The organism is Pseudomonas sp. v388, from assembly GCF_003935425.1.
GTDB lineage: Bacteria > Pseudomonadota > Gammaproteobacteria > Pseudomonadales > Pseudomonadaceae > Aquipseudomonas.
Genome location: NZ_RHQN01000001.1, coordinates 636093 through 653343 on the forward strand (window position 1 = coordinate 636093; position 17251 = coordinate 653343).

16 protein-coding genes and 3 pseudogenes are annotated in these 17251 nt (G+C 53.8%); 9 read left to right on the forward strand and 10 right to left on the reverse strand.

Going from position 1 to position 17251, the window contains the following annotated elements; all coding sequences use genetic code 11:
• The first annotated feature begins 13 nt into the window (after nt 1–13).
• From EGJ27_RS02795 to EGJ27_RS02805, 3 genes are all read left to right on the forward strand, one after another.
• Nucleotides 14–232, forward strand: a complete 219-nt coding sequence (locus EGJ27_RS02795) for a PLD nuclease N-terminal domain-containing protein (protein WP_125829183.1) — start codon at nt 14–16, stop codon at nt 230–232.
• Nucleotides 233–337: 105 nt separating this feature from the next.
• Nucleotides 338–580 carry a hypothetical protein gene (locus EGJ27_RS02800; RefSeq protein WP_125829184.1) on the forward strand — a complete coding sequence of 81 codons (243 nt, stop codon included), beginning with the start codon at nt 338–340 and terminating at the stop codon, nt 578–580.
• 67 nt (nt 581–647) lie between these two features.
• A complete protein-coding gene (locus tag EGJ27_RS02805) occupies nt 648–1958 on the forward strand; it encodes an SDR family oxidoreductase (protein WP_125829185.1) in 1311 nt (436 codons plus the stop codon).
• Nucleotides 1959–2674: 716 nt separating this feature from the next.
• Here EGJ27_RS02805 and EGJ27_RS02810 read toward each other — a convergent pair.
• A complete protein-coding gene (locus EGJ27_RS02810; RefSeq protein WP_125829186.1) occupies nt 2675–3034 on the reverse strand; it encodes a response regulator in 360 nt (119 codons plus the stop codon).
• Nucleotides 3035–3243: 209 nt separating this feature from the next.
• Between EGJ27_RS02810 and EGJ27_RS02815 the strand changes: the two genes are divergently transcribed.
• The 4 genes from EGJ27_RS02815 (at nt 3244) to EGJ27_RS02830 (ending at nt 8696) form a co-directional block, all read left to right on the forward strand.
• Nucleotides 3244–3840 (forward strand): chemotaxis protein CheB, encoded by a 597-nt coding sequence (locus tag EGJ27_RS02815; protein WP_125829187.1) that lies wholly within the window; start codon nt 3244–3246, stop codon nt 3838–3840.
• Between the two features lie 345 nt (nt 3841–4185).
• Entirely contained in the window at nt 4186–4560 is a 375-nt protein-coding gene (locus EGJ27_RS02820) for an NUDIX domain-containing protein (protein WP_125829188.1), read from the forward strand.
• 724 nt (nt 4561–5284) lie between these two features.
• Nucleotides 5285–5626, forward strand: coding sequence for a hypothetical protein (locus EGJ27_RS02825; protein ID WP_125829189.1), 342 nt, complete (start codon nt 5285–5287; stop codon nt 5624–5626).
• Between the two features lie 1483 nt (nt 5627–7109).
• Entirely contained in the window at nt 7110–8696 is a 1587-nt protein-coding gene (locus EGJ27_RS02830) for a sensor domain-containing diguanylate cyclase (protein ID WP_125829190.1), read from the forward strand.
• A gap of 624 nt (nt 8697–9320) precedes the next feature.
• Here the strand turns inward: EGJ27_RS02830 and EGJ27_RS02835 are convergent.
• The 3 genes and pseudogenes from EGJ27_RS02835 to EGJ27_RS24855 all read right to left on the reverse strand — a co-directional run bounded on the left by EGJ27_RS02835 (nt 9321) and on the right by EGJ27_RS24855 (nt 10295).
• Nucleotides 9321–9860: pseudogene (locus EGJ27_RS02835) on the reverse strand (DUF488 family protein).
• Between the two features lie 26 nt (nt 9861–9886).
• Entirely contained in the window at nt 9887–10111 is a 225-nt protein-coding gene (locus EGJ27_RS02840) for a DUF2188 domain-containing protein (protein ID WP_125829191.1), read from the reverse strand.
• A 46-nt stretch (nt 10112–10157) separates the two neighbouring features.
• Nucleotides 10158–10295 carry a hypothetical protein gene (locus EGJ27_RS24855; protein ID WP_177522912.1) on the reverse strand — a complete coding sequence of 46 codons (138 nt, stop codon included), beginning with the start codon at nt 10293–10295 and terminating at the stop codon, nt 10158–10160.
• Between the two features lie 502 nt (nt 10296–10797).
• Here EGJ27_RS24855 and EGJ27_RS02845 point away from each other — a divergent pair.
• Nucleotides 10798–11233: pseudogene (locus EGJ27_RS02845) on the forward strand (ProQ/FinO family protein).
• Between the two features lie 473 nt (nt 11234–11706).
• Here EGJ27_RS02845 and EGJ27_RS02850 read toward each other — a convergent pair.
• Nucleotides 11707–14289, reverse strand: a complete 2583-nt coding sequence (locus tag EGJ27_RS02850; protein ID WP_125829192.1) for an EAL domain-containing protein — start codon at nt 14287–14289, stop codon at nt 11707–11709.
• Nucleotides 14290–14660: 371 nt separating this feature from the next.
• On the opposite strand from EGJ27_RS02850, the gene EGJ27_RS02855 reads away from it, so the two are divergent.
• Nucleotides 14661–14891: a hypothetical protein gene (locus EGJ27_RS02855; RefSeq protein WP_125829193.1), complete on the forward strand. Its 231-nt coding sequence runs from the start codon at nt 14661–14663 to the stop codon at nt 14889–14891.
• Nucleotides 14892–14924: 33 nt separating this feature from the next.
• On the opposite strand, the pseudogene EGJ27_RS25005 reads toward EGJ27_RS02855, so the two are convergent.
• From EGJ27_RS25005 to EGJ27_RS02875, 5 genes and pseudogenes are all read right to left on the reverse strand, one after another.
• Nucleotides 14925–15118, reverse strand: a pseudogene (locus EGJ27_RS25005) (cytochrome b); the annotation flags it as partial.
• A 341-nt stretch (nt 15119–15459) separates the two neighbouring features.
• The gene (locus tag EGJ27_RS24860) at nt 15460–15636 is read right to left on the reverse strand and encodes a hypothetical protein (RefSeq protein ID WP_177522913.1); all 177 of its coding nucleotides are present in this window, start codon (nt 15634–15636) and stop codon (nt 15460–15462) included.
• A 94-nt stretch (nt 15637–15730) separates the two neighbouring features.
• Nucleotides 15731–16300, reverse strand: coding sequence for a histidine phosphatase family protein (locus EGJ27_RS02865; protein WP_125829194.1), 570 nt, complete (start codon nt 16298–16300; stop codon nt 15731–15733).
• A complete protein-coding gene (locus EGJ27_RS02870) occupies nt 16293–16811 on the reverse strand; it encodes a GNAT family N-acetyltransferase (protein WP_125829195.1) in 519 nt (172 codons plus the stop codon). The genes EGJ27_RS02865 and EGJ27_RS02870 overlap by 8 nt, the downstream gene beginning before the upstream one ends.
• Nucleotides 16805–17245, reverse strand: coding sequence for a rhodanese-like domain-containing protein (locus EGJ27_RS02875; RefSeq protein ID WP_125829196.1), 441 nt, complete (start codon nt 17243–17245; stop codon nt 16805–16807). The genes EGJ27_RS02870 and EGJ27_RS02875 overlap by 7 nt, the downstream gene beginning before the upstream one ends.
• Nucleotides 17246–17251 lie beyond the last annotated feature (6 nt).

Sequence of the window (17251 nt, forward strand, 5' to 3'; positions counted from 1 at the left end):
GAGGATCAAACAAATGGAAACCATCTTTTCGCTAGCAGTGGCAGTGATCATCCTGCTGGTAGATCTCTGGGCTATCGCAAGCGTCTGGCGTTCAACGAAGACTTCGGGCACTAAGCTGGGGTGGACGGCGTTGATTCTGGTGTTGCCCCTAGTCGGCTTGGCTGTGTGGGGGATCGCGGGGCCACGGGGGATCGTCGAGCCGCCTACCTCCAAAGAACACAGCAAGGGCTAATCAACAACTACAACGCCATGGTGCCGACATGTAGCTACGCCGATGGCAACTAAATGCAGGCTGCTATCTTCGCCAGCTTGGCCAACCGTCAAGCCAGGAGGAAACATGAGTATTCAGAACACGGATCAAAGCGATAAAAACGGAAAAACCATCATCCCTGATACCACCGACCCGTTGTCGCCAGGACGAACTGATGTAAAGCCCAGTGATAAGCCCGGGGGGGATGAGCTGCCAGCAAACGAAGGTGAGGCGCCTAGCGAAGCGGACGAGGAAGAAAAGCGCCAAGAATCAATGCCAGACACCGACGTCGATAATGCAGAGATCGATGGGCAACCCAATCCCCGCTGATCCGGGCTCGCGTCAGAACACCATTGTGGTTGTCCATTTGCTTATAGCCAGCGTCGGAGGGCGTGTAATGATCGACTCTAAAACAGGTATGAAGCCAGGCGAGCGTTATTCAATCAAGAGCTCGAATGACGCGCATCCGTTCACCGGCTTTTTCTTGGATGGAAAATATTATCTAGCTCCTGATCTCCAGACCGCCGTCGGCTGGCTAGAGGAACAAGAGTTCATTTATGACCATGTTGACTCCTCTGGAGAACCAGTCTTCCCAAATCGCCTGGCGGGCACTATCGAAAATCTAACACTCTCGATGTCGGGCGGTGAGAGACTGCAACTCATCCGGGAGAACGTGAGTTTGTCGGATGAACCGCCAATCCAAGCTTCGGACGCTGAGGAGTCCGGTAGACCGGCGCAGGCATCGCTGAACGGCAAGCTCGTAGTCATTACTGGTGCTTCTAGTGGTATTGGCCGAGCGACGGCCAAAGCTTTCGCGTGCGAAGGCGCTCGGCTCGTCCTTGCCGCCAGGGATGAAGAGGCGCTTTACGAGGTGTTGGATGAATGCACTGAGTGCGGCACCGATGCGATAGCAATCGCGACCGATGTAACCGTCAGCGGGCAGATGGAGAACCTATCGAAACATGCAGCAGAATTTGGCAATGGCCGAATCGATATCTGGGTAAATAACGCCGGCGTCGGCGCTGTGGGAGCTTTTGAAGAAACACCCCTTGAAGCACATGAACGAGTGATCCAGACCGACTTGGTCGGCTATCTACGGGGGGCTTATGTCGCGCTACCTTACTTCAAAGCGCAACAGGACGGGATTCTCATCAACACTTTGTCATTGGGTAGCTGGGTTGCCCAGCCATATGCCGCCGCTTATTCCGCAGCCAAGTTCGGCTTGCGCGGACTGACCGAAGCGTTGAGAGGTGAGCTTACCGGTTTCCCTAATATTCATGTATGCGATATCTACCCCGCCGTCATGGATACGCCCGGTTTTTGTGATGGGGGTAATTATACGGGACATGCCCTGAAGCCTCCCTCACCTGTCTATGATCCACATTTGGTAGCCGATGCGATGGTGGCCTGCGCCATTAATCCGCGCCCTAGCACTACCGTGGGCGGTACCGCTTATTTAGCCCGCTTCTCTCACTTCCTCGTACCACGGTTGAATCATCTGATTGGAAGATTCACTCGATGGGGTATTCAACGCAGCCCAATTTCGCCTTTGTCCTCGGGAAACCTTTTTGGCCCTCCGGAGGGAGAACGTCGGGTGGAAGGCGGACGGCGTGATCAATCCATTAAACCACTCACGATTCTGGCGCTAGCGTCGGGTCTGCTTGTTGCGGGCTGCGGCTATGTGCTGCTTCGCAGTAGACGTAGATAGTATTGGCGAATTTTATGGGATGGCTGCAATGGTGGAAGGCCATGTCCGCGCTATTAGGCGCCTTTAGCGGCAGCAGAGTTTTCGGCTCCACCCGAATCGATAGGTGTGTCGATGACTTGTTGATGGACTTAGGATGCGTGTAACCCACCGGGCCGCTAAAAGTCCACTCCCTGGCGAGGACACCCGATCGGTGGCGCATTTTGCGGCGTGCTACCGTACCCCTACTCTTGCAACTCCGGTTCTGCGTCGCATGCGTATCCGGCGATTTGTATTAAACGAGCATTGCACTCAGCGCGTAGCCTCGGCGAAGCGAAGGACTGAATCAGCAACAGTTGATCAACGGCCAAGCGCGTCCTGGATCTGTTTGTCTCCTGCAAAAGTGGGGATCGGTATGCCGCCAGCAATCGTCTCGCGAGAGGTCAGAAAAAGCACAGGGGATGAACGAGGCTGTGGGGCCGAAATTGCACCTACGGCGCTGGCGACATGAGGATCGTCAATGTAAACATAGGACAGTCCACTGAATCGATGAAGAGCTACGATCATCTGGCACCGGCGCTCAGATGTCAGGCTGGTTGAAATCAGCCGCCTGATCTGCGAAACGTATCTAAATACGCTAGTGCTTCTTTCAATCTCCAATCGATACCAATTGACCACCGCATTATCTCCATAAACGTTCAGCAAAGAAGCGAACTGCTGTCCCTAAACTCACCGATATGTCATCGGCTAAGACGCTCAATCACCACCCGGTGTAGCTCATCAAGTGTCCATGGCTTACGAATGAAAGATGCATTTTGAGCCAGTCGTGCATCCGAAACGACTCGATTGCCGGAGGATAGAATGACGGGTAGGTCAGGCCACCTTTCCCAAATCAATTGGGCTAACTCCAGCCCATCACGAGAACCCGGCATGCAGATATCTGAAATGACCAAATCAAAGTCATGCGACCTTTCAAGTCGAGTCAAGGCTTCATCTGCATTGACGCATGCAACCGAATCGACGTCGATCAAGGCCAAAACTTCAACGAGAAGCGAACGAAGCATCTCCTCGTCTTCAACCAAAAGCACGGTGGTAGGCATCGTTCAAATCCGCAGGGTTAGTCAACTTAGGAAATGAAAAAAGAAGCTCGTTTCGCGTTCCCGACCGATGGCCAACCCACCTTTTTCCACGCTACATCTCGCCGCAGCTGACTGCGCGCCTGCTTCGGTATGCTGGGTCGTTAGCGCCCAAATAAAATGAACGGTCATTACTTTCGACTTGTCTCCCATAGAGGTGAAAGGAGACGCCCATGGACAAACAACCAAAATTTTCAGCCAGGGACATCGTGGTCATCGGTGGATCGCAGGGCGCTCTCGATGTGCTGAGATCCATGCTAGGTTCGCTGCCTCGTGATTTCCCTGCCGCCATTTTGATCGTGATTCATTCTGGGACATCAAGCCCCGGCCACCTGGCAACTATTCTGGGACGATATTCAACGTTGCCTGTTGAATATGCTTGCGAAGATGATCAGATCGAGCACGGTCGGGCTTATTTAGCGCCTGCAGACAGGCATCTTGAGATTATCCCACCTGGCCTCCTGCATCTGGACGACGGGCCCAAGGTTCGAAACGCTCGTCCGGCAGTTGACCGATTGTTCATGACTGCGGCTGAAGTGTACGGCCCACGAGTGGTCTGCCTCATTCTGTCGGGCGGTGACTCCGACGGCGTTGACGGAGCCAATGCAGTATCAGCAGCAGATGGAATATGTTTGGTTCAGGAACCGCAAGAAGCGGTAATTCCAAGCATGCCTATCAGCGTGATCCTAAAGGATCATCCTGATGCCGTTGTCCGAAAAGACGATATGACATCTGCGCTGCTGCGGGCCGTCAATGGCACATCCGCCTAGCTCACTATCGCCAACCAAAGCCATTCGTCCATTCACGGCTGCAGACGGCAATGAATGGTGTGAACTCACGCCGGTTGCTTTTCTCCCTTAGGAGACTTTTGACATGATCAACGATGATGCCAAGCCGTCTTGTCACATTTCAAAAGCGCGCACCCCGCGCACGCGTCGGGCAAGACATTCGAAACCAGCGGTAACCTAATTCGAGAGTCAGAGTTTGCCAGAGACATCTTGACGTAAAATCTTCATCGCTAAAAAACCCTAAAAGCGACGGGGCGATGACGCCTACTAGATCCCAGGCATATCCCACGCGCTCGGTTCATACCATTTCCAAAGGGCTGACCTGCAATGAAAGGCTCGATTGAACAGCATGGAACAGTGATCTGCCTTTCAAACGACAAGATTTTGCTTGTCCGCAAAAAGGCCCCCGAGTGGTCGCTGCCGGGTGGCAAGGTCGAGCCCGGCGAAACGCCTCAACAAGGCGCTGCACGAGAACTGCAAGAGGAGACGCGACTTCTCCTTAGCGGTGCTGAATTTCTTGGCAAACACACCACGGGCGCGGAGGAACATCATCTCTACAGGCTTGCGATTTCGAAAGAAGCAGTGCCAATGCCTGGGCACGAGATCGTTGAATGCCGATGGTTTAGCCCTGCAGAGCTGGTCGCATTGAACCTCAAACACTCCAACATTGAGCTGTTGAAAGCCCTCGGGTACATCCGTTGACGCTTGGATTCAGAACCAGAAGCCGAGATCGCCCAGCTCCACCATCGCTGCAAAACACAACGCGCATAACACCACCACCAGCGCACATCCCAGTTCAATACGTTCCATCGTCACAACCCACTGCTCGAAAGTTGATCACGACTGATCTATTAGCACGCCGATAGCGAAAACCTCCCAGGGGTGAGACTCGACGCGCCCTTGGGCAAAACAACCTGGCGCATGTGGGAAGTCGTTGTCAGCATCCGATTGAGTCTGCGAACTCCTGCATTCAATGGAGATCACATCGCCACCGACCAATGCCCAACGCTGACACCATGCCTTATCAAATTGAAGCTGATTCCCCACGTCCGTGTACCTCTTCCAATCATTCCGTTAAAACTAATTTAGCGATTGTTCGACAATCTGAAAACGCCCGATACGAGCCGTCTGAAGATGCCGACCAGTTCATTCGGATAGAAATCACAACGGCCTGAAATTTCTCTTTTTCCTCGGCTTGAGGTATGCATCAATCGGGTCTTCAATCTTTCAGTTCAAAGCCGATATGGCCTGTTGCTCCCGGCGCAGCCGTCCTCTACACAGCGAGGCATAGCAAGTGACGAGCTTTGGAGTGGAAGCCATTTCTGCCAAAACGAAGACGCACGCATTTGGCCTCTGACTCCCTGAGAATGCACTGGACAAAGATCAGCTCGCTCTTGGGAATGCAGCAGAGGCTGGAGGTTCCCCCGTGGAGACCCAAGCGCTCCCTTTCGCCTCGGCATCTTTTTCGCAGGAGCTACAACTGATGGACGGGATTATGATGCCTGGTAGGAAATACCGCGTTCGCCTCCAGGGGGCTGAAGCATTCGTGGAAGGTTTTTTTGAAAACAACCAATTTTACGAAGGCGTGCAGCCTTGCCTGCGGGTCGGTTTTGTGGACGTGCGAAGTAACAACTTCTATCGCCATAACGCAGGCGAGGCTGAGCTGGATTCGAAGGCTGAGCTGGCTGGGAAGGTATCGGGGCTGACACTGATCGGCATTGCGGGTGGGATCTACACGCTGCTGGAAATGCCGAGTTGTCAGCGTTAAATATCCCATTGAGGGCTCCGGTGTAAGGACATAGCGAAATGCCTCCATTTCATTCGAGTATGAATGGGCGCACTGTGGATTGGTGTGCAGTCCTGCATTTATGGAAAGGAATCACTATGTCACTCCGGTCATCCTCACAACTCGCGAAGCAATCGCACTCGACCCCAAACCGTCGTTGGTTGCCGGACGAAGAGTGGCAGCACGCCTTAGATCAGCTGCGCAGTCTCGATGAACCTCACGCGGCATCCCTCAGCTTCAAGACGTGTAGCGAACTGCTCCAAGCGATGATGGAAAATGATTGCATCACTGTTGACCAGCATTCAGGTATGAAAACCGAGCTGCATTCGCTTTGGACATCAATGGTCAACCGGCTCGATCAGTCAAAGGTGTTACCCACAGGCATGAACGGAGGTTCGTGAACGAATAGATGGGAGATTTGATTCACGACGGCTTAAAGCCTGCCTACGTGCCCCGCTGTCTCCTCGTTCCGATACATGTGGGTGCGACAGATTGTCCTCTTAGAGCTTTTGAACCTTCGCGATTTCTCAGAAGTCGAATTGCCTAGCGCGAAGAAAGGTTCAAAGCAATGGCGACGACGGTAGAAAATCTAATCCAGTGGAATTTTCAGTGGCGCATCAACGCCGGGACTGTGTCTTGTCGTTTTTGCCAAGCGCAGCAAGCCGAAAGTGAGAGAGCAGCAGTCTTTGTCCATTCTGCAAGTTGCTCTTGCCTAAACTCGCTAATCAACCCTTGGGATGCTCTAGACGTGCTTAGCCTCCAGTCCCGCGTAGGTCGTTGAGGGCTGGCGACATTCTGTCTCCATCATTGCGCCAGCAGCGACAGGACTGCTCTTGAGGTCATCCAGAGTAACTGATTGAGTAAAAAATGTGGCGTTGTGAGGCAGAGCTCCCTGAGGTGGTACCGTAAGCGTCCGGCGAACTCACCTTCCGAACTTCAGCATTAAGGGCGGTGGATGCTGCCTATTTTAAATGGAGGCAATCACCCTTATCGCCAATATTTCCACGCGCCAACGAAGCCCTTAGTCCAAAACGTAAGCTCCCGTAACGACGTCGACGAACAGAGTCTCGGAGTGGGCTATTTGTATCTAAAGTCTCCAGCATTGCTAGCCTATCGCTGGGCCTCGAATGATGCCCACTGCTCGACGCAACACCCGAGTCGGAGGCCCAAATTCTTTGGCTATGGCCAGCGCTTTCAACAACGCGCCCGACATCACTCACTCCAGCTCGCTGTACATGAGCAATTACTCCGTTAATGGTTGGATCGACTGCCTCACACATTACACCGGCACTGGAATCAACTTATGCGGGTATAGATGCCCAGCAACGCAAATGCAGCAAAGTCAGCCTATCCACAGCCAGATCAGTAGTGGGGTTTGTGAGCCTCTTGGTCACGCCGTTGTCTACCCTAGACTAACGTGCGTGCTGACCCAGCACATGGAGACGTCGCCAACTAAGGAGCCGGTATGCCTGGATGCGAATCAGATCAATCACGAACCCTCCGGCCAGAAATCCAGGAGCAGAGCCTCAAGGGCCTTAGCAATTCCACAGTATTTCAGCTGACCGCGAGCTTCATGATTCTAATGGTGCTGGCCTTTCTTTCGGTGGAAGGTTGGAGGGCGTGGCGTGATTACCGTCAGGCTTACAAGACGGCAGAAAACTCGGTGCAAAATCTAGCGCGTGCAACAGCGCAACACGCAGAGGATGCGATTCGGCAAGTTGATGTGCTGACGGCAGAACTGCGCGAACGCGTAGAGGGTGATGGACTGGAAAAGCTTAACCTCCCCCGTATCTGTGCCTTGCTTGACCAGCAAACCCAGATCATGCCTCAGCTTCAGGGGCTATTCATCTACGCACCCAATGGGGACTGGGTTGTCACGAATCGATACATCACTCCAGACACCTCGAATAATGCGGATCGGGACTATTTTATTTACCACCGCTCCCATCCTAGCCGCGACATTCTGATCGGCAACGTGGTGAAAAGCCGCTCCTCTAGAGAACTGGTCATTCCCATATCCCGGCGGCTGGATAATCCCGATGGCACCTTTGGTGGCGTTCTCCTTGGGACGATAAAGGTCAGCTACTTTCTAGATTTCTACGGAGATTTCAAAATCGATGACAAGGGGGCTCTCGTACTGGCCAAGCGCACAGGCGAGGTCTTGGTGAGGCGACCATTCGTGTCGCCCTCAACGGACTTGAGCCTGGCTCAAAGCGAGATTTATACGCGATACCTTCCTAACTCAAACGAAGGCATAGCCGAAGTGAAAGCGGTCATTGACAACACGGATCGACTCTATGGCTACAGAGCCCTGACGTCATACCCATTGGTAGTGGAAGCGGGGTTGTCCCGCGAATCATTCGTGGGGCCGTGGCGACATGATCTTTTCAAGACTGGAATGGTGCTACTGGCACTGCTCGTGGGTTTGGGCGGCTTTGGCGCAGTCGTACTTTCTCAGCTACGTGCTCGCATGATTTTGGCGAAGCAGCTTCGACTTGCCCACCTTGCCGTTCAGGACATGGCGCTCACCGATAGCCTGACTGGTTTGGGTAATCGCCGAAAGCTCGACATCGCGTTGGCAATGGAGATCGAGCGAGCACGGCGCCAAGGCGGCACGCTTTCCCTGATCATGCTGGATGTTGACTACTTCAAACGATACAACGACCGATATGGGCATCCCGCCGGCGATGAATGTCTCCAGAGGGTCGCTGCGGCGATTCAAAAGACCTTGAAGCGTTCGGCAGATCTTGCTGCCCGTTACGGTGGTGAGGAATTCACAATTCTGCTCCCTGATACAAGCAGTGCCGGAGCGGGCCAAGTCGCTGAGGAAATCCTCGACGCCATAAGAGCTCTCAGGATTGAGCACGCTGAGCATCCACTGCAAATCGTCACAGCAAGCGCTGGCATTTCCTCAACCTCGCCAGCCGCGCAACAGATCACTCCAATGGGCATGATCAAGTCCGCCGACGCTTATCTGTACCTTGCCAAAAACAGTGGCCGAAATCAGTGGAGGTCAGTGGCTGAGGCGGCGGATACACCTGCTCAATTATGAACAGAAGAGCTGAGCTTCCTCCCCTCTCCTCAGAAAACCTCGAAGCATCTGCGAAGGCAATTCGGGAGGGGCAGCGACGTAGGCCCCAAGCAGTGAACCAGCGGTTATCCCCGGAATGTGAAAGGGTCTCTTACCGCGTTTCACCCCATACACGTCTAACAGACGCAGCCCTGATGATCAGATAGCGCGAGTCCCGCCTCGGAGCGCATCGCCGAGTGCCCATTGCAGCCGAGAGACCTCCAGCGCCAAGGCATCCCTACTTTTCGTGGCGTCCGTATGCATTTTCACAAGCGTGCGAATTGCCGCGAGCACTGGCTAGGTCTCTCTGCAAATCCCCAATTTCAGACGCCAAGAGATGGGCTTGGTGCTTCCAGCACTCTACCTCCGACGGCATGCCGAAATCTTCAAAGCCTTCACAGTCGATGAGGTCATTTTCCATGCCAGCGCTCCAAGAGTACAAATGTTCTCTTTAGAGGATATGCAGAACAACTGGATGAATCAACAGTACCTGATAAAGGGCAAGAGCTGCGTCAGGCTCACGGAGGCGCTCATTTCAGATCAACGTCGCTGGCGATGCAGGAGGCTTGAGTAGCACCGACCGCTTAGGCACACGACATATGACATCTATAAAACGGCTGCACGCGGATAGACCAATTTGAGGCCACAAGAGATGGCGCTTGGCGTCAGCTGAGCACGGGCAGCTTTGCGGCGATCCATGATGTGGTAGACATCAACGCCACGGACGAGCAGATAGTCGGCCACGACCCTTCGATGACATCGCCACCACACCGCCTCAGAGCACATGATCGCATTGCACCTGTTCTCGCTCAGACGAAGCAGCTCTAGCTACCCGGCCTCAAACTCGTCCGTAAGGGCGTAGTCGGCATAGTTGTGAAAGCTGCGGTTGTCCCAGAATGCGTTGGTTTGATCAGCCACGGTTTTGGACTTCTTCCTCAACCCTCCAAGCGCCGCAATTTGATAATGGTCGATTCCATGCTGAGCGAGAGTCTCGGATAAGGTGTCCAGGTTGTAGGCAGGATTCGTCCAAGATCTAGGCACCGTACGAATGTCCACGACACCAGTGATGTCGAAACTCTGCAGCACCTCTAGGAATTGATCGATTGGCCGTGTTGAGTGACCAATCGTGAAAATCGGTTTGCTCATCACCCCTCCCGGCAGCTAGAAGCGAATCACCCCTCAGTTCGACTTGGGTCAGCGGAGCGAGGATAAGGGCGCTCTTCCTCAATGGTGCCATCCATCTTGTGGATCTTCACCGACGCCGTTTTTCCTTTGAAGAACTCGCTCAGCCAGTCCACCAACTCCTTCTCGGTTGCGCCGCGCCTAGATGCCCGGTCGGCACCGGATCTCTTCAGCTCCCATCCCTCTTGGGTTGGGTTTACATGATAAGTGTCCATTCGCAATCTCCGATAAAGAGCCCACCGCTTGGCGGCAAACCACCATTCATTTTCCGTCAACGACATCAGTGTTAACGGGCTCGTCGTTCTCATTTTGAGCCTTCGACGTAGGCTTCTCCGGATCGTTGATGAATGGCACGTGGCTAGGGCCTTGCTCTTCAAGACCTTCGGTTTTTGGCTGCATGATACATCCTCCAGTTAGAATGTTTAGAAGACAGCCAAGCGCGTGCGTTCAGTCTGAATTGAGACTGCCGTTGTGCGGGTTCTTGTAGACTTTCACGGCACGAGCACGACGTACAACTTTCTCACGTGCAGCAGGCGCTCCTTTCCGGCTAGCGGCAATTGGGTCGAGAGTCTCGCGCTGCTACTTCAGAGTGAAAATAAACCGCCATCGATTAAAGGATCACCATAACCCCTCTACCTGGCATGGGGGCCTTCGTGTTTGACGGGGTGCTGCTCGACACTCCACTCACCTTTTTCAGTTCGGCCATCGATACCTTTTTGATCCCCGCCTCCTTAGCGGGCCTCATAGGGTTCGGCAGCGATAAGCGTGATCACGTCCAAGGCTAGAGCGAGATCGGCAATGAACCGCCGACGAAAACTCCCGGCGCTTCGCGGTTTGCTGCCATCGGGCGCTGCATGGCATATTCTTTGGCCACGTAATCAACGAAGCAGTGAATTAGACGATGGGTTTTGAGCAACTGGCGGAGCTACGTGACCGCCTTAGAGCTGAACAAATGCCGGTGAAAACCGACAAAGCCCTCTAAGAACAAGCCTTCCCCTCAAGCGAAGTCTCGCTCCAAGGATCCGGCGGTGGAAACTATCTAGCCCTTGCAGAAGCATTTTCCATTGGCATTCCTTGTTAATCCAGCACCCAAGGCTCCTTTCAAAGAAGGCATTCTCAAGGATGCCGAACAGCACCTGGAACTACTCGGGCTAACCCTTGAACAACTCGAGCTAGGCATCTCAACTCGGTACTGGCAGAGCATGGTCGAAAATGCGCCGCGCCTGGATCTGAACGGTCAGGCAGCCGGCGTCGTAACGGCTTCACAGGCGCTTTATGCAAGGCATCAAGCTTCGCGGCAGCGTAGCCAAGACCGACGCAACAGGGCAAAGCAATAATCAAATGACCCAGCGCCTGGCGCCGATGCTTAGGAAGAGGAGTCAGCAAACTGAGGCTGATGCCCCGGTCATGGGCAGTTATTCACGCTGCTGAATCCAATGTCGAAAACAAACAGGCTGAGGCAGCGGTTCGGTGTAGAAAAGGCTTACGGACGACGAGCGAACACGTCATTCACGAGCCAACCGAACAACCATAGGTTGGGCCCATCGACTGGAGGACTGGATGTACCTCAGAGGTCATGGATGATCTGCCGCTGCTCGGAATGCTGCTGACCAGGATGTTGGATGGATTTGATGGCATAGAACCCGCTTCGGCGGTTTTTTTTATTTTGGTTATCCTTTCCCCGCACGACTTGTGACACATTCAGCGACTGCCACGCCTATCGGTGGCTCTCAATCACCAGCTCGCGTGATGACATTGGACGGACGCTTGGGGACGATCCGCAGAGCCGATTACTAACTGGCCTAGTCTATCAACCAGGGATTCGTGATGCGCCTTCGGTGACCCGGATCAACGCACAGAAAGTATCCACATCCAAAGGACGACTCAGGAAATAACCCTGGCCCTCGTCACACACCACTGATTTGAGCAACTCCAGATGCTCCTGAGTTTCAATGCCCTCAGCCGTCACCGTCAGCGATAGGGCATGGCCCAAATCTACAATCGCCTTGATGACCGACAGATCATCTCCAGCCTCCCCTATTTGGCACAGAAAGCTGCGGTCGATTTTCAACCCATCAAACGGAAATATTCGTAGATACCCTAAAGAAGAGTAGCCGGTTCCGAAATCGTCCATCGCGATACGAACGCCCAACTCCTTGAGTTTGCGCATGACTTCCAGAGCGCCAGATGCATCCTCAAGCATGACATTTTCAGTGATTTCGAGCTCAACACGAGCGGGGTCTATCTTTGTTTCTTCAATGACGCGTCGCACACGCCCAACCAGATTGTCGCGTTTGAATTCACTAGGCGACAAATTGACGGAGACGAACAACTCTCGTGGCCATCTGGATGCAAATTCAAAAGCGGTCTTCATCACCCAATTGCTCAATGCCAAAATCAGCCCGGTTTCTTCTGCAATGGGAATGAATGTATCGGGTGAAACCAGCCCGCGTTCCGGATGCTGCCAGCGTACCAGTGCTTCAGCTCCAACCATTTTCCCGTCAGAAATCCTGAAGCGTGGCTGAAAATGTAATCGCAACTCACCATGTTTGATCGCAAACCGTAGATCACTTTCCAGGCGGCGCCGCTCGACGATCTTGGAGTTCATGTCACCTGCGTAGAAGCGCCAGGTATTGCGACCGCTTGACTTGGCCTCATACAACGCAATATCCGCATAGCGAAGCAGTTCGGTGGCTTCGCTGGCGTCATTCGGGGCCATCGCTATGCCAATGCTCGCGCTGACGAATACCTCTTGTTCGCCAATCAAAATAGGGGATTCAATTGCATCGATCAGGCGTCTGCACAGAGCCTCAACCTCTTCCTGGCTGCTTAAACCTGTCAAAATCAGGACAAACTCGTCCCCGCCAATTCTTGCTACTAAATCACCATGGCGAATACGATCTGCCAGCCGACTGGAAATGACGTTCAGTACGGTGTCGCCTGCCGCATGCCCCAGCAGGTCATTGACCGGCTTGAACCGATCCAGATCCAGACTGAGCATGACCAAGGGACGCTCAGCACTGGGTTGTGCCTTAAGCTTGCCATCGAGAAACTCTCTGAGCCTCGTTCTGTTAGGGAGTCCAGTGAGCGAGTCATGCTGGGACAGGTACTCAATACGCTTGCGTGATTCGACCTCTTCGGTGACATCAGTCGCGGTGCCAAGAAAACCGTGCTCGCCCATCGATTTTGCGGAAAGCCTCGAAATGCGTTGTTGGCCTTTTGGATCGATGTAGCTGCAATTGACGCTAATGTCGGGGCGGCGGTTTGGAATACTGAGCCACTGAGTTACTGACCCAAGCTCAGTCCGCAAAAGATCATCGATTGATCCCCCAATCCAGGCATCTTTCGGTAACCCAGTCACCGCTTCAAACCGCTCTGACAAATAGGTGAACCGGCCTTGTGAATCGATCTCCCAAATCCAGTCGGAGCTCGCTTCTGCTACATCCCGAAAGCGAGCCTCACTGGCCGCAAGGGCCGTTTGGCTGGTTCGCAGCGATTCATGACTGGCATCTAACGCCAGTGCGCTGGCCGTGGTACGCCTCAATATCACCCATGCCATGCTGATGACCAGCAGAGCCACAACCGCGACCATCGGCAACCCTAATCCCAATAAGCGCTCCCCTGGTTTCGGGGGGTTCCAATGCAAGCTCCCTGCAGAGCCTTTATCGCCCAGAGCGAAGGAAGAGTTCTCGTCAAGCTCATCAGCAGTAGCGACCCGCAGCCCATCGACCCCGAAGTCCTTTCCAAGGTTTTCAAGCCTTGAACCTTCAAGGATGTCGACGAAAATCAGCACTGAGCCAGAGCCTTCGTCGGGACTGACGGTGGGATCCGTTCCGGGAGTTATTGCTGCGGCGCTGACCAGCGCAGGGTGTCCATGTATATTCACGAATGTCGTGGCAGGCACTTCCGCTTCGGCTCCCACACGAGCCTTGCTCAATACCTCCAAAGTCGCGTAACCGAGCCAACTGGACGCATCAACCGACGTCAATTCTCCTCTGATCACGGAGTAAACCGTCTGATCGGCGTCGCTGACCACGAACACCCCTTGAATACCGAAATCGGCATACAGGGTAGGCCCGACGTTCTGCCTGACATAAGCCCAGTCGATATCCACCTTTGAATGCAGGTTTTTGTAGGCATCCCCCCAAAACGCGTAGTCCTTCACGGTAGATCTAAGATTCTTCTCAAGTGAGAGAACAGCTTTTTTGGTGTAAAACGCGCTTTCGATCTCCTCCGTTCTATCCAAGTCATGCGCCAGGTAGATGAGTAGGTAACCCGTAAGTACCAAGACTGCTGTCAACAGGCCTACGAATTTAAGCAATGAGGCACGAATGATCGCGACACTAGACCGCCGACCTTTAACAGCAACAGTAGATGATGAACGGTCAGGCATAGGGAAATGGTTCAAGGCGCGAAAAGGGACTATCCAGGCTATCGGCCCGTACCGCCAAAGGATGAGCGATGGCAGGAACACGGTCGCCAATTTGGGGTGCCAGCATGTGAAGCCGACAAACACCTTATCTACGGGGTTTCAGATTGTATCAGCAGGTAGGTCTGGCACTTAGAATGCGCGGATCTCTATCGATATCGCACTCTCGATGCGAGCGTTTGGCCTTGCCGCAGGTTTTAAATGACTTGAAGCACTGGCCCTGACCGGTTGATCATGCAGCGACACCGTTTGTCGAACGTACTCGTCCGCATCGTCGATGCCGACATGCGTGTGAAATACTCCTCATCCACTCCAGCGTTCTAACTATTACGCCCATGAAATCCATCGCTAAGCCTCGTAATACACCAAAAATCCGAGCCGATGAGCTGGCGACCTACCCAGATGTCGAGTATCTGGTTTCTCATGGCGATTTGATGAAGATCGGTGCCGGATACAGCGTGCAGACTGAAGCGGGCTTCGATGCCATCAGCCCTTACATCGTGGGCCTCACCATCGGTCGTGATGGCAAGCCTACGGTCTACCGCCTCGCTCGACGCAAGATCTAGCTCGTTTTAGACTGGGATGAATAACCGGTGAGACTAGCGCGGCAGCATGCGCCGCAGTGTGTTGTCCCGAATGTAGTAATGGTGGAACAAGCCCGCCGCCGCATGCAGTCCAATCAACCAGTATCCCAGGTTGCCCAGCCACTCGTGCCAGCCTTTGATTTGTTGGCTAGAGTAGGATCCAGAGCTACGGGCGCGGGGATAGAAAACTCGAAGTAAGGCATCGGCTTCGAGGTCGACCAGCCGGTGCTCTAGACCCACGTGGCGGCCATGCACCTGCTGGAGCTTCGTTTCGGAGACGTTGAAAACAGCCTGATGATGCCCAACGCGGATGCGACGCTTGGAGAAATCCTGGCAGAGGCCACGGTCGTGGGGCTGACGGAAATTTGGGTCACTTCCGACGGTCGCTCACCCAATGATGTTGCGCCAACACGAGCGCGACGGCATGCATTTCGGACAAAAACTACTGTCGGCGCATACGTGTATGTCTGCTGTTGGCCGAAGGCTTCCAATTCCCTGCTATATGTTGGAGTTCTGCCGAGAGCCAAGATGGGGCATTAGCCTGTCCCTTTCAGTTCTTCCGCTTGACCCAGCCGAACCCCATCAACGCGAGTCCCGGAATCAACAAGCCTGGCGCGATATAGCCAAACGTACTGGTACTCGCTATCCCGATCAGCGCAAACGTAAATCCGCAAATTGCCAAGGGAAGCCCAGTGATGAAAAACGGGTTTTTAAAGGCTTGTGTCATAGATAAATTCCTTGCTAAAGACCTTAGGACTTGCACGCCAAGAGTGCTCACCGTCCGAGCTTCATACCTGATCATTCTGGTGCGGATCTAACGGTCAGGAGGGGCCTGAAACAAGCTGATAGCGCATTGCGCCCCAATACCCGCTTCCGGTGCTTTGTTGACGAGTCGAACCCGCAGCTTCCAGCTGTTTAGCGATCATCCGATTCATGAAACCGTGTCCAACCAAGAGCACAGTGGCCTCGTCAGCGAGGGACTGCAGTTGCTGAGCCGCAGTTTCAGCCCTTGCCTTGGCACTCCGGATGGATTCAACGCTTCCCGAGAATCCGCATAACCATAGGATGCGCAGGATGAATACCCAAGTAAACGGCGAAAGACGTGGCCGCTTCCACGATCCATGGGGAAGTTCGGCCTCGCGAAAGAGCTCATCGACGAGCTTCGCCTCAAGCCCCAAGGCTCGCACGGAGGTCAGTGCACGGGGCGCATTGCTCGCAACAATTACATTTGCAGACTTGGCCAGCTCGGCACTGGCTGCCGGAGCTGGTTGATCAACGATTTCAGATAGCTCGTACTCTTCGATCCAGCGCTCCATCTCGAGCGTAGAAACCTTGTCGACATGGGTCAGGTTCGGCTGACCATGACGCATTAGGATGATTTCTTTAATCACACAACTCACTTGCTTTCCTATCCATGCTTGTCGCTAGCATTTCAATCTCACGGATTCCCATCTGATAGGGAATCCATTTGCTATCCCGATGGCCGCCGAGCGCTTGGTAGAAGGCTTCGGCAGGGTCATTACCGACCATAACATCCCATTTGATTCGTGCCGCACCTTTGTCTAATGCCACTCTCGCGACATGCTGCAGTAAAGCATGACCTAATCCCCTGCCACGGCAAGCATCAGACACATAGAGCTCTTTTAGCAGGATGGTAGGCCGGAGGTCGTAGGTATATGGGATCTCCAGCACTACGGCATAGCCCGCAACACAAGCGTCCCATTCAGCCACAAAAATCTGGCACTGAGCTTGTGGCCCGAAAGCACGATCCAGCAAAGCCTGCGCATCAACCTTGAATTCGTCGATGTAGTCCTCAAACACTGCCAAGGCGCGCATCAATGTGATCAGGGCGGGTACGTCCTCTGGTACAGCGAGGCGTACGGCGCAAGAGGAAGTCAGCATGCACAGGAGATTCCGGAAACGACCGCCGCGTGGGGTACGTCCGTGCCTTCTAACGTAAGCCCCTCATCGAGCCATCCTGTGACACCACCCAGCATCTCTTTGACCGCATAGCCAAGATGAGCTAATCGCACAGCTGCACGGTGAACTCCATTGCAGTGAGGCCCGGCGCAGTACACGACGAACAATGTATCGCTACTGAATTTCGCTAGGCGCTCTGCTGTGATCAGCTTCGTTGGGAGGTTAATAGCGCCGGGAACGTGCGAAGCAGCGAAGGCATCCGGGCCGCGCACATCCACCAGGACGTAGTCGACCACACCTGTTTGCTGACTGTGGAACACGTCAGAGCAGTCCGTCTCAAAACGCAGGCGAGAACTGAAGTGCGCGTAGGCCTCAGAAGATGGAGCTGCTGGAGTTTGACTGATCAGGCTAGACATCGGTTT

Bases quoted from the DNA above. Each gene is read 5' to 3' on its own strand.
- EGJ27_RS02795 (WP_125829183.1), top strand. From the start codon at position 14: ATGGAAACCATCTTTTCGCTAGCAGTGGCAGTGATCATCCTGCTGGTA.
- EGJ27_RS02800 (WP_125829184.1), top strand. From the start codon at position 338: ATGAGTATTCAGAACACGGATCAAAGCGATAAAAACGGAAAAACCATC.
- EGJ27_RS02805 (WP_125829185.1), top strand. From the start codon at position 648: ATGATCGACTCTAAAACAGGTATGAAGCCAGGCGAGCGTTATTCAATC.
- EGJ27_RS02810 (WP_125829186.1), bottom strand. From the start codon at position 3,034: ATGCCTACCACCGTGCTTTTGGTTGAAGACGAGGAGATGCTTCGTTCG.
- EGJ27_RS02815 (WP_125829187.1), top strand. From the start codon at position 3,244: ATGGACAAACAACCAAAATTTTCAGCCAGGGACATCGTGGTCATCGGT.
- EGJ27_RS02820 (WP_125829188.1), top strand. From the start codon at position 4,186: ATGAAAGGCTCGATTGAACAGCATGGAACAGTGATCTGCCTTTCAAAC.
- EGJ27_RS02830 (WP_125829190.1), top strand. From the start codon at position 7,110: ATGCCTGGATGCGAATCAGATCAATCACGAACCCTCCGGCCAGAAATC.
- EGJ27_RS02840 (WP_125829191.1), bottom strand. From the start codon at position 10,111: ATGGACACTTATCATGTAAACCCAACCCAAGAGGGATGGGAGCTGAAG.
- EGJ27_RS24855 (WP_177522912.1), bottom strand. From the start codon at position 10,295: ATGCAGCCAAAAACCGAAGGTCTTGAAGAGCAAGGCCCTAGCCACGTG.
- EGJ27_RS02850 (WP_125829192.1), bottom strand. From the start codon at position 14,289: ATGCCTGACCGTTCATCATCTACTGTTGCTGTTAAAGGTCGGCGGTCT.
- EGJ27_RS02855 (WP_125829193.1), top strand. From the start codon at position 14,661: ATGAAATCCATCGCTAAGCCTCGTAATACACCAAAAATCCGAGCCGAT.
- EGJ27_RS24860 (WP_177522913.1), bottom strand. From the start codon at position 15,636: ATGACACAAGCCTTTAAAAACCCGTTTTTCATCACTGGGCTTCCCTTG.
- EGJ27_RS02870 (WP_125829195.1), bottom strand. From the start codon at position 16,811: ATGCTGACTTCCTCTTGCGCCGTACGCCTCGCTGTACCAGAGGACGTA.
- EGJ27_RS02875 (WP_125829196.1), bottom strand. From the start codon at position 17,245: ATGTCTAGCCTGATCAGTCAAACTCCAGCAGCTCCATCTTCTGAGGCC.